Below are 14,931 nucleotides of genomic sequence, written 5' to 3' on the forward strand. Positions count from 1 at the left end.
GGTGAGCAGCGGGGCGCGAGGGTGGCAGCCTGCGGGTTCCTAGTCCGCGCGAGCCGTGACGGGGAAAGGTGACCCGCCCCGGCCTGGCCGCCAGGCTTGTTGGCGCTGCTCAGACGCGGGCGCCGATGATGGTGACGCGCTGCTCGGCGAACATGCGCTCGATGCGCTCGTCCTCGACGGGCTGCTGCATCGCGACGAAGTCCTGCCACGGCTGCTCGTACGTGCGAGCCAGGCGCAGCGTCGCGCCGATGTGCTGGGCCAGGGTGAACGGGCGAGGGTGGGACAGCTGCGGGCCGGTGTTGTCTTCGAGCTCCTGCCACTGCGCCGGGGTGAAGGAGTGCAGCATCCACCACCGAGCGCGGTAGTCGGTCACGCTTTCGGCGCTGCGGGAGTTGGCGCGGCGCAGGCTGCGCACCGCTCGGTCGAACTGCGCGAGGCTGGCCTCGCGTGCCTCGATGCGGGCCACGGACTCTGACGAATCGGGGCGCCCCTCGGCTGCTGCGAAGTCCTCGGCGTGGTCGATGAGCCACGCCTCGAGCCAGTCGCCGAGCGTGTCGAGCTCGTCGACGCACGCGTGGAACACGTTGCGCTGCACCTCGCGCAGCCCGTCGACGGACATCGAGCGACGCGCTTCGAGGGTCTCGCGCTCGATGGTGCGGGCGGTGAGGCGCTCCTGCCAGTCGTCGGCCATGAGGTCGTCGCCGGTGAACGGGCGCGGTTCGGGCAGGGACTCGAGGCGTGCGTACGCCGTCGAGAACGCCTTGAGCGCGTCGGTGATGGGCTTGGCTCGCGGGTAGCCCATCGCCTCGGCGGCGACGATTGCGCCGTGCGCGCCGGCCATGCGGGCGGTGATCTCGCCCGACAGGCTGCTCACGCCGACGCTGGCCTGCTCGAGGGTGAACGTCGTCGTCGTGGTCGTGGTGCTCGTGCTCATGGTGGTGCCCTTCGTGTCGGTGGTCGCGGTCTTCTTGGCGGTGCTCATGTCGTGTCCTTTCGGGGAGACGTGACACGCTCGGCGCGTGCCGTTTGGTTGGTCTTGTTGCTCTCGGTCAGGGCGTCGGAGAGCTTGTCGACGGCGTGGAAGTCCACGCCGTAGGGCGCGTAGGAGCGGTTGAAGTAGTCGACCCAGCCCTCGTGCTTGTCGGGCTGGGCATCGATGAACACGGGGCCCACGAGCCTGGCGCGGCGCGCTCTCACGGTCGACGGCGGATCTAGGACAGCCTCGCCTACTAGGCGGGGAGGAATCACCTCGTTGTGCCTGGAGCGGGGCATTACGGTCTCGAGCTCCCACCGGGACACCGCGCCGAGCAACAGATCGCGCTGCTCCTGCCGGTCACGGTGCTCGAGTGCTGGGGGCAGCCATGACAGGAGTTCCTCGAGCGATGTCGTGAAGTGGATGCCGCAGTAGCACCAGGCGGCGGGGGCATCGTGACCCGTGGGGCACGCAGCCCGTTGGCGGTAGTAGTGCTCTGGCGTCCAGTCACCGAGCACGGGCTTGATCCATCCGTGCCAGGTGAGGAGGTCGAACCGCCAGCCGTGGATCTTGTCGCTCACTTCTTCTCCTTCGTCTTGGTCACGCTCGGGGTGGAACGGTCGTGCCCGCCCCACACGCCCCACTTCTCGCGGGCGCCGGCAGCGGCACACAAGGCGCGTAGGTGGCAGCGATCGCGGCAGACGTCGACGACTTCACGCCGCTCGTCCGGGACGTCCGAGATGAACCGCTCGTCGCTATCGCAGGGAAGGCCGCGGCCTGCCGCTCGACGTTCGTCAACGGCCTTGTTGAATGCCTCGTGAGCGGCAGTCACAACACACCTCCGAGGGGTCGGGGTGACGGGTTGTGACGGGTTTCCGCAACTTTTGCAATCCCTATACGCGTGGGAAAGTTCGGGAAGATCGTCACCACCCGTCACCCCCTCCGATGCCAAACGGCGAAATCCCCTCTCGCACAGCGCCTTTCTTCGTTCTCCGTGCGGCGTAACCGAGACGGTCAAGCTCGGCGCCGAACGACTTTTCGGTGCGCGCTTCGGCCCCGTTCCGCATGGCCCACGCTTGCCATGCGGAGTACAGCTGACGGGTCGTTGCGGCGGCCGTCGAGGACACCTCGCACGCGTCGTCGAGGAACTGCCGAACGTGGTCGGCTTCGGCCTTGTACGCGTCCGTGGCGCGAAGTACCGACGCCGGCTCTTTCATGCCGCCCTCGAGGTAGTCGCGGTAACCGGAGACGGCCCACGTGACCACCTCGTCGGCGGCAAGCTCGAGGCGTTCACCGAGCTGCGGGTCGCGCTGCTCGGGCGGGACCACGACCTCGAACGGGACGACGCGCAGCCGGCGCCACGTGGCCGGGTCGTTCGCCTTGACCTGCGGTAGGTGGTTGCTGACGTAGACGAGGGTGTGCGTGGGCGCCCACGTCACCGGGTCTCGATAGAGACGACGAGCGGTCAGCATGTCGCCACCCGTGAGCCGCTTCATCGTGGCCTCGTCGAGCTTGCGGCCTTCGTCGGTCTCCTGCCCGATGACCAGCCGCGCGCCGAGCAACTGCATGAGCTCGGTCGAACCGCTGCGAGCCCGGTCCTGAACCATGAGCAAGGCCGGGTCGATTGCCGTCACGTAGTCACCGAGAGCGAACGCGAGGGCCGTCGTCGCGGTGCTTTTCCCGTTCGCGCCGGTCCCTGTCAGGACAGGGAAGACGTGCTCGGTGATCCGGCCGTAGAGCGCTTGCCCGACGAGACGCGCAAGGTAGGCCCGCTCGGCCGCGTCGGGGATTACCTGCTCGAGGAACGTCGCCCACGTGCCCGGTGCCTGCCCTGGCACGAAGTTCCCACGGCTGATCTTCGTCAACCGGTCGGCCGGGTCGTGTGCGCTCGTCTGCCCGGTGCGCAGGTCGAGAGTGCCGGCCGGAGTGTTGAGCAGGTACGGGTCAGCGTCGAGGTCGTCGACCGTGGCCGCGAACTCGACGAGACTCGATGCGATCTCGAGGACACCGTTCACGCCGGCCGCGCTCTCGCACTTTGCGACGTCGCGACGCAGCCGCTCGTCTCCCAGGCTCTCCGACAACGCGGCGTTGAGGACGTCGAGCACCTCACGGCGAGCAGCGCCGCGAAGATCCTCGATCCAGTGTGTGCCCTCGTAGCTCATCCACCCGATGCCGTGCACGTGCATAAGGCGGCCACGAGCAGCACGAGCGAGGCGATAGGCCATCCGCACCTGCCCGCTGTGCTTCTCACCGTCAGCCTCATTCGAAATGAGGGTGCCGTGCTCGTCGTACGCGCCGGCGTCGTTGCTCTCGAACGTCATCGCGGATCACCTCCCACGTGGTGAACGTGCAGGCCCGCGGCCTCGAGGATCGCCGAGGCGTCGGCCGCGCGCTCCTTGCGCACGTGCCAGCCGCGCGACAACGGCGCCCACATCGTCGGGATGCCCTGCGAGGCGAGCACGTCCTTCACGCGCCCGCGCACCAGGACGTACCGGGTCGAGCTCTCGAGGTCGTAAACGTAGGCGTGCCCACTCATGCGGCCACCTCCCCCGCGACATGAGCACGCACGCGCTCGGCCTCTCGGTAGCGCATGAACCCAGCCGCCTGACGCAGCGTGTCGGAGTCGGCCGTCATCGGGTCGATGTTCAGCGACGCGAACGAGCGCGACAGCGGAGCATCGGCCAGGCCCGCGACGACAGCGACCGCAGCGGCGTGCGCCTCGGCGTCGAGGGTCTCGGCCTGCTCCTCGGCCCACTCAGCCGCTCGAGCCTCGTCAGCGGCGGCCAGGCCAGCGCGGTAGCCCTCGGCGTACCGTGCGCGCCCCTCAGCCTCAGCGAGGTCGAGCAGTTCCTTGAGCGAGAACGTGGTCATTCGCAACCACCACCCTCAAGCTGCGCCAGATCAGCCGGCGTCACGACGTCGACAGGCGTCAGGCGCACCAGCTGCAGCGACGCAGCACACCCCTGCTTGAGGGCGCGCTCGACTTGCCGCTCAGCCGTGGCGAGGCTCCGAACGACCGTGCGGCGGATGCCACCGTTAGCGAGTTCGCGCGTGACGACGACGGCCAGCAAGGGCCCGTCCGGCGCCGGTAGAATGTTGTTCTCAACGCTTGTCGGGGCGTCGGGGATGGCCGTCTCGCTCAGTGCGGGGCGGCTCTTCTCGTGGGTTCGCATCAGACGCCGACCGCCTGACGGCGAGTCTTGTCGACGTTGTGTGCCGCGGTCTCGCCCGTGTCGTCCCGGTACTGGATCCGCTTGTACAGGTCGGCGGTCAACACCTCACGCGACGCGCCATGCGCCGCTACCTGTTGGACAAACCAGCCGGTGAACGCGATCCCGTGGGGCGCTACCGTGCGCACGTACTGACGGCAAAGCCGCGACACCTTCGCCGGGCTCACCGGGACGTGAGCGGTCGCGAGAGCGTCGTGAGCGTGCCGCACGAGAGTCTCGACATTCGGCGCTTCGTGGTGCGCGCCGTGGGGCTGGGGTGCGGGAGGCCGATTCATGCCGCATCACCCCGCAGTGACGCGAGCTCAACCTCTGCAGCATCGGCCTGCTGGGTAGCGGCCTTGGCACGGCGGCGGGCTTGCGCTGACTTCAGGGCGAGGCGCTGGAAGTGCGCCTTCTTCAGGTGCTCGGCGCGCTGCGGGTCACCCCCGGCCTGCTCGAGAAACTTGTCCTCGAGGGCGCGACGGGCGGGAGCCGTGCGGGCTGCACGATCTTCAGTGGATGCCCATGATTCGTGGGCGGCGATGGAAGCGGCGAGTCGCTTCTCGGCTTGGGTAGCACCCATTGGCTCAAACCTTTCGGCTCGAGCAGGTGCCTACCCCGCTAGCTCTCGTCCAAGACAGAGGCGCTGATGAACAGCACTATACACTATGCGCGCGTCATGTGTACAAGGCTTAGCGGCCGTGCCCCATACTTTCCGGGTAGGCGTGAAGGATGCGGGTCGACTCAGCACCCTCGGCCACCTCGACAAGGCCGCGCTGAGCCTCGGCGACGCACTCCTCGCCACTGACACGCACCACAACCATGTGCCGGGCACTCGGCCAGGAGATCCCGCTCTATGCCGATCTCGTAGCGCACCGTTTCTGTCTCCACGGGGCGCGCCTCGGCATCTGTGACGATCTGCGCGTTCGTGGCGAGGAGCACGGGGCGCCCGTCGCGCATCACGGCGGCGATCACGGCGACGACGACGCAGCCAGCGCAGCGAACACGTGCCACGGGCTGCCATCGGTCCGTTTCCCGCACGCGGGGCCGTTGACCGTTCACGACGACGCCCGTGTAGAGACTCTTGTCGTCCTCCGGTCGGTCGCCTGTCCCGTTGCCGTAACGGCGGTCTGCTCGTCGACTCACAACTCCCCCAGGTTCAATCGTTTCGCTTCCTCGGCGGCACGGGCCGCGGCTTGCGCCTTGGTATAGCGCATGAGCATCTGCGGCGACTGCCACCCGGCGACGGACATAAGCCCGCCCTTGCTCCCGCCTGCCGCGAGCCATCGGTGCGCGGCAGTGTGCCGCATGCGGTGAGGATGCCAGCCGGCGATACCCGCCACGTCGGCGCGCTTGGTCAACGCATCGTAGAGGCCCGCGTACTGCAGTGGGCCACCTCGAGCGGCCAGCCAGAACTCGCGAGAGTCAGCATGCCCGCGCCGGCGACGAGCGCGGGCGTAGCGGTTCAGCCGCTCGGCGCACTGAGCCGAGATTGGCACCGTTCGACCGCGGCGGTTCTTTGATCGCTGCACGACGAGGAACGGTGACGTCTCGCGGCTGTGCACGTCGTCGACCTCGAGGGCCAGCACCTCCCCCGCACGCATGCCGGTCTCGGCGAGCACGTGCACGAGGGCCATGTCGCGCGTGTCGACGTACACGCGTTCGGGCGGAGCGCCCTTGGGCGTCTCACACGCCTTGAGCATCGCCTTGATCTGCTCGGGCGTCAGCGGCTCGACGAGCTTCTCGTCGACGGCCGGTTGGCTCATGTCCGTGAACGGGTTGAACTCGATCTCACCCTCGTCGAGCAACCACTTCGCGAACTGACGGACAGCGGTCAGGCGAGAGCGGGCCGTGTAGCCCTGCATCTGCTTCTCGTCGCGCAAGTACGCGAGCCAGGCCGAGAGAGCACGACGCCGGATGGGCTCGTCGTGGCCGCGCTCGGCGCAGAACGTGAGGAACTGCGTCGCGCCACGACGGTAGGCGACCAACGTGCCGTCCGACTTCCCCATGCCTCGCAGATGGACGAGCCAGTCGTCGACGAGTTCGCACGCCTCGCTGAGGCTCAATCCGGGTTCACTCGTCTGCCGCTGCACACACCCAGCATAGTCAATTTCTTCACTACAAGCGCTGTGCGTGTTACGGTTCTGGGGTCAGGGCCTCACAAAGCCCGGAATGACGCGGTTTTCGACTCAGTCCTTGTCAGCGCCCGGGCCAAGGAACTTCTCGAAGCCCTTGGGCAGCTTCATGTTGGAGTAGTCGGGCTCTTCCTTCATCTGCCCGAACGCGTTCTCCATGGCCTGGTTACGGGCGGCATCGGCCTTCTTCGCCGCCTCCGCTTCCTGCTGCGCGCGCTTGGCCGGGTTACCGCTCTTGCCCTTCTTCTTGGGCTGGCTCTTGCCGCGCTTGCCGCCACCGGCACCCATGCCCGGCATACCCGGCATCCCGGGCATTCCCGGCATGCCGCCGCCGTTCTTCAGCTGACGCATCATCTTCTGCGCCTGGCCGAAGCGCTCGAGCAGCTGGTTGACCTCGGAGACACTCACGCCCGAACCGCGCGCGATACGCGCACGGCGCGAACCGTTGATCTGCTTGGGGTTGTTGCGCTCGAACGGCGTCATCGAGTGGACGATGGCCTCGACCCGGTCGAACTCGCGCTCGTCGAGCGCGTTGAGCTGGTCACGCATCTGGCCCATGCCCGGCATCATGCCGAGCAGGCCCTTGATGTTGCCCATCTTCTTGATGGCCGACATCTGCTGGAGGAAGTCGTCGAACGTGAAGTCCTCGCCGCCGGAGAACTTGCGCGCCATCTCGGCGGCTTGGCGCTTGTCGAACGCGCGCTCGGCCTGCTCGATGAGCGTGAGGACGTCACCCATGTCGAGGATGCGCGACGCCATGCGGTCGGGGTGGAAGACCTCGATGTCCTTGACGCCTTCACCCGTGGAGGCGTACATGATCGGGCGACCCGTGATCGAGGCGACCGACAGCGCGGCACCACCACGGGCGTCACCGTCGAGCTTCGACAGGACGACACCGGTGAAGTCGACGCCGTCCTGGAACGCCGTCGCCGTCTCGATGGCGGCCTGACCAATCATCGCGTCGATGACGAACAGCACCTCGTGCGGGTTGATCGCCTCACGGATGTCGGCGGCCTGCTGCATGAGGTTCTCGTCGACGGCCAGACGGCCGGCCGTGTCGACGATGACGACGTCGTACTGACGCAGCTTGGCCTGGTTGACGCCGGCCTGCGCGACCCACACCGGGTCGCCGTACGAGCGCGTGCCCTCGGCGTTCTCCGAAACGGCGTCGTGGCCGCCCTCGTTGCCGCGCTCCGGCGAGAACACCGGTACACCGGCACGCTCACCGACGACCTCCAGCTGACGCACGGCGTTCGGACGCTGGAGGTCGGCGGCAACGAGCACCGGGAAGTGGCCCTCGTCGCGCAGACGGCGGGCCAGCTTGCCGGCGAACGTCGTCTTACCCGAACCCTGCAGACCAGCGAGCATGATGACCGTCGGGCCCGACTTGGCCATGTTGAGGCGCCGCGTCTGGCCACCGAGGATCTCGACGAGTTCCTCGTTGACGATCTTGACGACCTGTTGGCCCGGGTTGAGCGCCTGGCTCACCTCGGCGCCCAGCGCGCGCTCGCGCACGCCACGGGTGAACTGCTTGACGACCGGCAGGGCCACGTCCGCATCGAGCAGCGCCATCCGGATGTCGCGGATGGTCGAGTTGATGTCGGACTCGGTCAGGCGCCCCTTGCCACGAAGATTCGTGAAGGTGGCTGTCAGACGGTCTGAGAGGCTGTTGAACACCGGCCCAGATTACCCGCTCCCATGCGGCCCCGTCAGATCGACCGTGCAGTGGCGCCGATGCCTATCCCGTCGCGTCGGCGTTCGTCGATGTCGACGCTCGGTCTCGGCGGGAAGGCCCTCGAGGATCGACGCATCGTGGCGACTGTCCCCATCTGCGATGCTCGTCCACATTGGCGTAGATGCAGAGGGGGACGCAGATCGCAGATGGGGACGGGATTCGCGGATGGGGACGCAGATCGCAGAGGGGGACGGGTGCCGGGGTTCTTCGAGGTAGCGCTTCGTCGGGCGGTTCGAGCGAAGAGATGCGTCAGCCGGCGGTGCCGACGGCGTCGAGCACGGTGCCGATGACGCGCGCCGCGTGCGGCGGCGCCAGCGGCGAGCCCTGCTCGTCCGTGACGTAGAAGGTGTCGGCGCTGCGTCCCGCATATGTCGCGATGTGCGCGGAGCGCACGGAGACCCGCTCGGCGGCGAACGCCGACCCCACGTCGAACAACAATCCGAGACGGTCGGCGGCGCGCACCTCGATGACGGTCGCGTGCTGCGATGCACCCGGGACGACGAACGCGGACGCCCGCGGCATCGACGCGCGTGACGGCCCCGCGGCGGCGCGACGGCGCGCGTCCGCCTCGAGGGCACGCAGCGGCAAGCGGTCGCCCTCGCGCAACGTTCGCAGCGACCGCGCCAGGTCGCTCGTGCGCGGCACGTCGCCGTGCGGCACCTCGACGACCCATGTGTCGACGGCGAGGCCGTCGATCGTCCGCAGGTTTGCCGACCGCACGAACGTGCGTCGCAGCCCGAGCACGCCCGCCATGTCGGCGAAGAGGCCGAACCGGTCGACGTCGACGATGCGGACGGTCACGACGCCGCTCACGCCCTCCAGTGGCTCGATCTCGACGACCACCTCCCCCGCCGCGACGCGTCCCCGCTCGTCCGCGCTCACGATGCCCGACGGGCTGCCAGCGTCGACCTGCGCCTGCACCCCGTCGCCTTCCGCGACCGAATCGGTCTGGCCCAGGGCCTGGGCTGACGCCGCGGGGGCGCGACCTGAGGGTCGAGAGACCGCAGGAGGAGAACCGGCGCGTCCGGTCGCCAGGTCCTCGGACGGCCGCTGCTCGGCCGTCGCCCCGGGCGATGAGGCGTCGGGGGACGACGCACCCTCGAAGGTCGCGGCAGGTGCGGGAACGCCTGCGACCGTCTCCCCCGACGCGAACCGCCTGCGTGCTCGCGCGGCGAGGTCGCGCACGAGGCCGGCGCGCCACGTCGTCCATGCCTGTGGTCCGGCTGCTCGCGCGTCGGCCTCCGTCAGCGCGTCGAGCAGGTCGAGGCCTTCGGCGCTGCCGGCCGCCTCGCAGAGCATCCTGACGGTCGCAGGGTCGTCGGGGTCGCGTTTCGTCGCCAGATCGACGAGCGTGAGGTGTTCGCGCACGAGACGTTCGACGAGGTCGCAGTCGGCGCGATCGAAGCCCGTGCGCTGGCAGATCGCCCGCGCGACGGGTGCGCCCTCCGCGCTGTGGTCACGCGCGCCTGCGACCTTGCCGATGTCGTGCAGCAGCGCCGCGACGAGCAGCAGGTCGGGCCGTGCCACGTGCTCGCGCAGGCCCGCCGCGATGACGACGGCCTCGATGCCGTGTCGGTCGACGGTGAACTGGTGGATCGCGTTTCGCTGCGGGCGCGAACGCACCGTCGACCACTCGGGCAGCCAGACGTCGACGATGCCGCTCAGATCGAGGCCCTCCCACACGTCGACGATGCCGGGCCCGCTCGCGAGGAACCCCACGAAACCCTCCCGGATCTCTCGCGGCCACGGGGCGGGCAGCGGCCCGCAGCTCGCGACGAGGTTCGCGAGGGTCGTCGGCCCGATGAGCGCCCCCCGCGAGGCCGCCGCAGCGGCGGCGCGCAGCAACGTCAGGTGCCCGCCGTCGCGGCGCCCCGCGCCCAGGACGACCTCGCCGTCGTGCAGGTACAACCCGTGCCCGAGCGGCGTCAGCGACGGTCGGCGCGGCCCGACGCGCAACGTCCGGGCTCGCTGCGACTGGCCGGCCGCGCGCACGGCCGCGTCCGTCACGTACGTGATCGTGCGCGCCGCGTCGACGACGCGCGTCAGCAACTCGTCGCTGTCGGAGCACCCGAGCAGCGCCGCGACGGCGTCCTGATCCTGCAGGCTGAGCCGCTCCCGCCCCCGCCCGGTGACGACGTGCAACGCGTCGCGCACGTCGAGCAATTGCGCTCGGGCGCGTTCTGCGCTGGCGCGGTGAGGGTCGGCGAGCCACGCCGTCGTCAGCGCGCCGACGAGGCTGAGGTCGCGCAGGCCTCCCCCGGATTCCTTGAGGTCCGGATCAAGCGTCGTCGCGATGTCACCGAAACGCGAGTGCCGCGCCCGCAACGACTCGACGACCTCCGGCAGCCGCTTGCGCGCGGCACCGCGCCAGTCGGCGGCGATCGCCTGGCGTACCCCGGCGACGAGAACGTCGTCACCGGCCACGGACGCGATGTCGAGCATGCCGACCGCAGCGGCGAGGTCTGACGACGCGGCCTGGCGGCACTGCGCCAGCGTGCGCACGGAGTGGTCGAAGCGCACCCCTGCATCCCACAACGGGTACCACAGGGCGTCCGCGAGCTCGGTGATGCGCTTCGAGCCGACGTTGAGCCCGTCGTACAGGAGGACGAGGTCGTAATCGCTCAACGGCCCCGCATCGCCCCGGGCCTGCGAGCCGACGACGGCGAGCGCCACACCGCTCTGACGCTCGGGCAGCCCCGTCGCCGCACACGCATCGCGCCAGGCCTGCGCCATGAAGGCACGGGCCGACGCCGCGAGCCGCTCCCGACGTGCGGGGCCAGCGTCGGGTTGCTCGAACTCGCGCGTGCGCGCGAGGTCGAGACGTGCGGCGTAGTGGGCGGACACGGCGCTCATGGCTGCATCGTCCTCTCTCGGAGGGCTGGGCGGGGGTTCTGCGCCGTCGATGGCTGGGGTTGTCCGTCTACGGCGACTACGACGGCGTGGCGCGCGGCGCGGTGCGCCTCACGAAGCGGGACGAACGCCGACGAACGCCGGGCCGGCGATGCTCACGCGGCGACGGCGTTCGTCAGGGTCTCGACCGAACCGGGCGGCCGACCGCCACCGTCGGCACTCGGGCCACGAGGACTCGTGCGCCACGTCGGCGAGGCTCACGTCGTCGAGGCTCACGTCCCAGGGGCGCTCAGACCGCGGCAGCGCCGGTCTCGCCGGTGCGCACGCGCACGATGTCGTCGACGGGAACGGTCCACACCTTGCCGTCGCCGATGCGTCCCGTCTGCGCGGCACGCACGACGGCGTCGACGACGGCGGGCGCGTCGGCGCCGTCGATGACGACCTCGATGCGCAGCTTCGGCACGAAGTCGACGCTGTACTCGGCGCCGCGGTAAACCTCGCTGTGGCCGCGCTGGCGGCCGTAGCCGCTGACCTCGCTCACCGTCATCCCGGCGATGCCATAGGCCTCGAGGGCTTCCTTGACGTCGTCGAGCTTGAACGGCTTGATGATGGCGGTGACGAGTTTCATGCCTGCACTCCTCGCGGGTCGTTGTGTTCTGCGCCGGTGGTGCTGCCACCGAGGGGGCCGTGGCCGGACGGCAGCAGGCCGTGGCCGACGCGGGTACCGGAGGCGAACCCACCGAAATCGTAGGCGGATTCGGCGTGCTCGGCGGAGTCGATGCCCGCGAGCTCGTCGTCGTGGTCGATGCGCCAGCCCATCGTCGCCTTGAGGGCGAGACCGATGACGGCGGTGAGCACGCCCGTGAACGCGAGGCAACCGAGCGCGATGACGATCTGCACGACCGTCTGCTCGTAGCCCTTGCCGTAGAGCAGGCCGTTCGTCGTCGACAGCAGGCCTGCGCCGATCGTGCCCCACAGGCCGGAGACGAGGTGGACGCCGACGACGTCGAGCGAGTCGTCCAGGTTGAACTTGAACTTCAGGCTGACGGCCAGGGCGCTGAGGATGCCGGCGACCGCGCCGAGGATGAGCGAGCCGACGGGGCTGAGCGCACCACAGGCGGGGGTGATCGCGACGAGACCGGCGACGACGCCGGAGGCGGCACCGATGGACGTCGCCTCACCGTCCTTGATCTTCTCGACGGCGAGCCAACCGATCATCGCCGCACACGTCGCGGCGGTCGTGTTGACCCACACGAGGGCGGCCGAACCGTCTGCGGCGAGCTCGGAACCCGCGTTGAACCCGAACCAGCCGAACCAGAGCAGACCGGCGCCGAGCATGGTCAGCGGCACGTTGTGGGGGCGCATGGGCACGCGGCCGAAACCGGCGCGGCGCCCGACGATGAGGGCGAGGACGAGGCCCGCCATGCCTGCGTTGATGTGGACGACGGTGCCGCCCGCGAAGTCGATCGGTGCGAACGTGGCCTTGCCGTCGGTCGAACCGAACATCGTCGCGGCGACGCCCTGGTCGGTGCCGCCGAGTAACCCGCCGCCCCACACCATGTGCGCGATCGGGAAGTACACGATCGTCGCCCAGATCGCGGAGAAGACGAGCCACGTCGAGAACTTCACACGGTCGGCGATGGCGCCGGAGATGAGCGCGACCGTCAGGCCCGCGAAGGTGAGCTGGAAGCCCACGAACGCGAGCTCGGGGATGTTTCCGTAGCCCTCGTACCCGAACGAGTTGAACACGTCGGCGACGTTGTGCAGACCGAACTTGTCACCCGGGTTCGCGATCAGCCCGGCGATGTCGTGGGTGCCGAACGACATCGAGTAGCCGTAGAGCACATAGATGATGCCGACGACGCCGAGGGCGCCGAACGACATCATCATCATGTTGAGCACCGACTTGGAGCGCGTCATCCCGCCGTAGAACAACGCCAGCGCGGGCGTCATCATGAGCACGAGCGATGCGCACAAGAGGACGAATGCGGTGGCCGCATAGTCGAGTTTGGGGGCGGCCTCTGCCGCCAGAAGGTGTGCGTTCATGCTCAGTGATCCTGCCCTCGCCACGTTTCAGCATGCGGCTCGCGATGTTTCGCCCATGTTTCGGATGCGGCGCTGACGTGAAATCGCGGTCACATCCTCAGGGTATGCACGCCATGCGAGACGTTTCGTGTCGAAGCGTGGACGCACGAGCGCCCACCGGCCGTGACTGCGGGTGGGCGCTGCGGGGCTCGAGACCGGCCTGCTCAGTCGAGCACCGCGTTGACGTACGCCTCCGGGTCGAAGGGCGCCAGGTCGTCAGGGCCCTCACCGAGACCGACGAGCTTGACCGGCACGCCCAGCGCCCGCTGGACGTTGACGACGATGCCACCCTTGGCCGTGCCGTCCAGCTTCGTCAGCACGACACCGGTGACGTCGACGGCCTGACCGAAGACCTCCGCCTGACGCATGCCGTTCTGACCCGTCGTCGCGTCGAGGACGAGAAGCACCTCATCGATGGGGCTGCGCTTCTCGACGACGCGCTTGACCTTCGTCAGCTCGTCCATGAGGCCGACCTTGTTGTGCAGGCGGCCGGCGGTGTCGATGAGCACGACGTCGCACTCCCCCTCCTGGCCGGCCTTGACGGCGTCGAACGCGACGGCGGCCGGGTCGGCGCCTTCCTTGTCCGAACGGACCGTGGGAACGCCCACGCGCCCACCCCAGGTCTCGAGCTGGTCGGCAGCGGCGGCGCGGAAGGTGTCAGCGGCACCGAGGATGACGTCCTTGTCCTCGGCGACGAGAACACGCGCGAGCTTGCCGACCGTGGTCGTCTTGCCTGTGCCGTTGACGCCGACGACGAGCACGACCGCGGGGCGGTCTCCGACGCGGCTGGCCGCGATACGACGGTCCATGTCGGGGCCCACCTGCGCCAGCAGTTCCTCGTGGAGCCACTGCGAGACGGTCTCCTCGTCGGTGGCACCGTGCACGGAGATGCGCTTCTTGAGGTTGCCGACGATCTCCGTCGTCGCCTCGACACCCAGGTCGGCACGAAGCAGCGTGTCCTCGACGTCCTCCCAGGCCTCGTCGTCCAGCGTCCCGCCGGAGAGCAGGCCGAGGAGGCCCTTGCCGAGGGCCGTGTTCGAACGGGAGAGGCGCTCACGCAGGCGCACCATGCGACCACGGGCAGATTCGGGCTTCTCGAGTTCACGGGTCTCGGCCGCCGTCGAGCTCGCGGCTTCCTCGTCGGCCTCGACGTCGAACGGGTTGGTCTGCGTGGCCTCCGCCTCGGTGAGCGGGCGGTCCTCGTCGACCGTCTCACCCGTGGCGGGTGCGGCTTCCGCCGGCTCCGTCGGCTCTGCGACGTCGGCCGTGTCGGTTGCGGTAGGAGCCTGCGTTGCGTTTTCGGGCTTCCGCGCCTGCTTCTTCACCGGTGCGGGTTCGGCCGTCTTCGACGTGTCGATCCGCATGCCGCTGCTCGGCTTGTACTGCGTTTTCTTGGCGACCGGCCGCTCGATCGGCGTCTGCTCGGTCTTCGGCGGCACCTTCGGCGCCTTGCGCGAACGACCGCGGACGAGACCGACGACGCCCGCCACCCCTGCGAGCAGGGCAACGACTACGACAGCAAGAATTTCCCAGAGCTGATCCACGGCCCCATCATTGCAAACCTCACCGACAACCGGCCATCGGGAGGCAGCGGCTCACTCAGCGTTCGGGTCGGCGTGCACGCTCGGAACGTGCCACCCCGGCCGAAGCACTCTCGCCGGACTTCGCGGGCTTCTTGGTCGCGTCGGCCTCGCCGGCCGCACGCTTCACGGGGCCTCGACTCCGGCCGACCGGCGCGTCGTCGGAGAGCCGGAAGAGACGTTCACCGCGCGGCGTGAACATGCTCCGCCCCGCACGGCGGGCCGGCAGCGCCACGATGCCCACGACGAAGAGGGCGAGCGCGACGGCAAGCGTCATACCAAGAACGAGCCAGAACACCGTGTCTCCTCATGTGTGCGGGGTGCCTCACGATTGTGACCGGCGGACTCACCGATTGCCAGTTGC

At 69.2% G+C, this 14,931-nt stretch carries 16 protein-coding genes; all 16 read right to left on the minus strand.

Translation table 11 applies throughout. From position 1 onward, the window contains the following. Positions 1-109 precede the first annotated feature (109 nt). Positions 110-982, minus strand: a complete 873-nt coding sequence (locus tag D1832_RS04140) for a hypothetical protein (protein WP_118912731.1) — start codon at positions 980-982, stop codon at positions 110-112. Next, positions 979-1,554 carry a hypothetical protein gene (locus tag D1832_RS04145; protein ID WP_118912732.1) on the minus strand — a complete coding sequence of 192 codons (576 nt, stop codon included), beginning with the start codon at positions 1,552-1,554 and terminating at the stop codon, positions 979-981. The genes D1832_RS04140 and D1832_RS04145 overlap by 4 nt, the downstream gene beginning before the upstream one ends. Then, positions 1,551-1,805: a hypothetical protein gene (locus D1832_RS04150; protein ID WP_118912733.1), complete on the minus strand. Its 255-nt coding sequence runs from the start codon at positions 1,803-1,805 to the stop codon at positions 1,551-1,553. The genes D1832_RS04145 and D1832_RS04150 overlap by 4 nt, the downstream gene beginning before the upstream one ends. A gap of 91 nt (positions 1,806-1,896) precedes the next feature. Beyond that, positions 1,897-3,294 (minus strand): DNA primase family protein, encoded by a 1,398-nt coding sequence (locus tag D1832_RS04155; RefSeq protein WP_118912734.1) that lies wholly within the window; start codon positions 3,292-3,294, stop codon positions 1,897-1,899. Next, on the minus strand, positions 3,291-3,509 hold the full coding sequence (locus tag D1832_RS04160) for a hypothetical protein (protein ID WP_118912735.1): 219 nt from the start codon (positions 3,507-3,509) through the stop codon (positions 3,291-3,293). Before D1832_RS04160 ends, D1832_RS04155 begins: the two co-directional genes overlap by 4 nt. Then, a complete protein-coding gene (locus D1832_RS04165) occupies positions 3,506-3,844 on the minus strand; it encodes a hypothetical protein (protein ID WP_118912736.1) in 339 nt (112 codons plus the stop codon). Before D1832_RS04165 ends, D1832_RS04160 begins: the two co-directional genes overlap by 4 nt. Next, positions 3,841-4,146, minus strand: coding sequence for a hypothetical protein (locus D1832_RS04170; RefSeq protein ID WP_118912737.1), 306 nt, complete (start codon positions 4,144-4,146; stop codon positions 3,841-3,843). The genes D1832_RS04165 and D1832_RS04170 overlap by 4 nt, the downstream gene beginning before the upstream one ends. After that, positions 4,146-4,370, minus strand: coding sequence for a hypothetical protein (locus D1832_RS04175; protein WP_147362607.1), 225 nt, complete (start codon positions 4,368-4,370; stop codon positions 4,146-4,148). The genes D1832_RS04170 and D1832_RS04175 overlap by 1 nt, the downstream gene beginning before the upstream one ends. Before the next feature lie 104 nt (positions 4,371-4,474). Further along, positions 4,475-4,765: a hypothetical protein gene (locus D1832_RS04180; protein ID WP_118912739.1), complete on the minus strand. Its 291-nt coding sequence runs from the start codon at positions 4,763-4,765 to the stop codon at positions 4,475-4,477. Between the two features lie 559 nt (positions 4,766-5,324). Next, positions 5,325-6,275 (minus strand): tyrosine-type recombinase/integrase, encoded by a 951-nt coding sequence (locus D1832_RS04185; RefSeq protein ID WP_147362608.1) that lies wholly within the window; start codon positions 6,273-6,275, stop codon positions 5,325-5,327. A 96-nt stretch (positions 6,276-6,371) separates the two neighbouring features. After that, complete coding sequence (gene ffh, locus D1832_RS04190) at positions 6,372-7,994, minus strand: signal recognition particle protein (protein WP_118912741.1); 1,623 nt, start codon at positions 7,992-7,994, stop codon at positions 6,372-6,374. Positions 7,995-8,301: 307 nt separating this feature from the next. Beyond that, positions 8,302-10,905 (minus strand): [protein-PII] uridylyltransferase family protein, encoded by a 2,604-nt coding sequence (locus D1832_RS04195; protein WP_118912742.1) that lies wholly within the window; start codon positions 10,903-10,905, stop codon positions 8,302-8,304. Between the two features lie 286 nt (positions 10,906-11,191). Then, complete coding sequence (locus D1832_RS04200) at positions 11,192-11,530, minus strand: P-II family nitrogen regulator (RefSeq protein WP_047311970.1); 339 nt, start codon at positions 11,528-11,530, stop codon at positions 11,192-11,194. Continuing rightward, complete coding sequence (locus D1832_RS04205) at positions 11,527-12,948, minus strand: ammonium transporter (protein WP_047311969.1); 1,422 nt, start codon at positions 12,946-12,948, stop codon at positions 11,527-11,529. Before D1832_RS04205 ends, D1832_RS04200 begins: the two co-directional genes overlap by 4 nt. Positions 12,949-13,151: 203 nt before the next feature. Further along, positions 13,152-14,531 carry a signal recognition particle-docking protein FtsY gene (ftsY, locus tag D1832_RS04210; RefSeq protein WP_118912743.1) on the minus strand — a complete coding sequence of 460 codons (1,380 nt, stop codon included), beginning with the start codon at positions 14,529-14,531 and terminating at the stop codon, positions 13,152-13,154. Positions 14,532-14,586: 55 nt separating this feature from the next. Beyond that, positions 14,587-14,865, minus strand: coding sequence for a hypothetical protein (locus D1832_RS04215; protein ID WP_147362609.1), 279 nt, complete (start codon positions 14,863-14,865; stop codon positions 14,587-14,589). Between the last annotated feature and the right edge of the window lie 66 nt (positions 14,866-14,931).

The organism is Dermacoccus abyssi (genome assembly GCF_003515945.1).
GTDB classification, from domain to species: domain Bacteria; phylum Actinomycetota; class Actinomycetes; order Actinomycetales; family Dermatophilaceae; genus Dermacoccus; species Dermacoccus abyssi.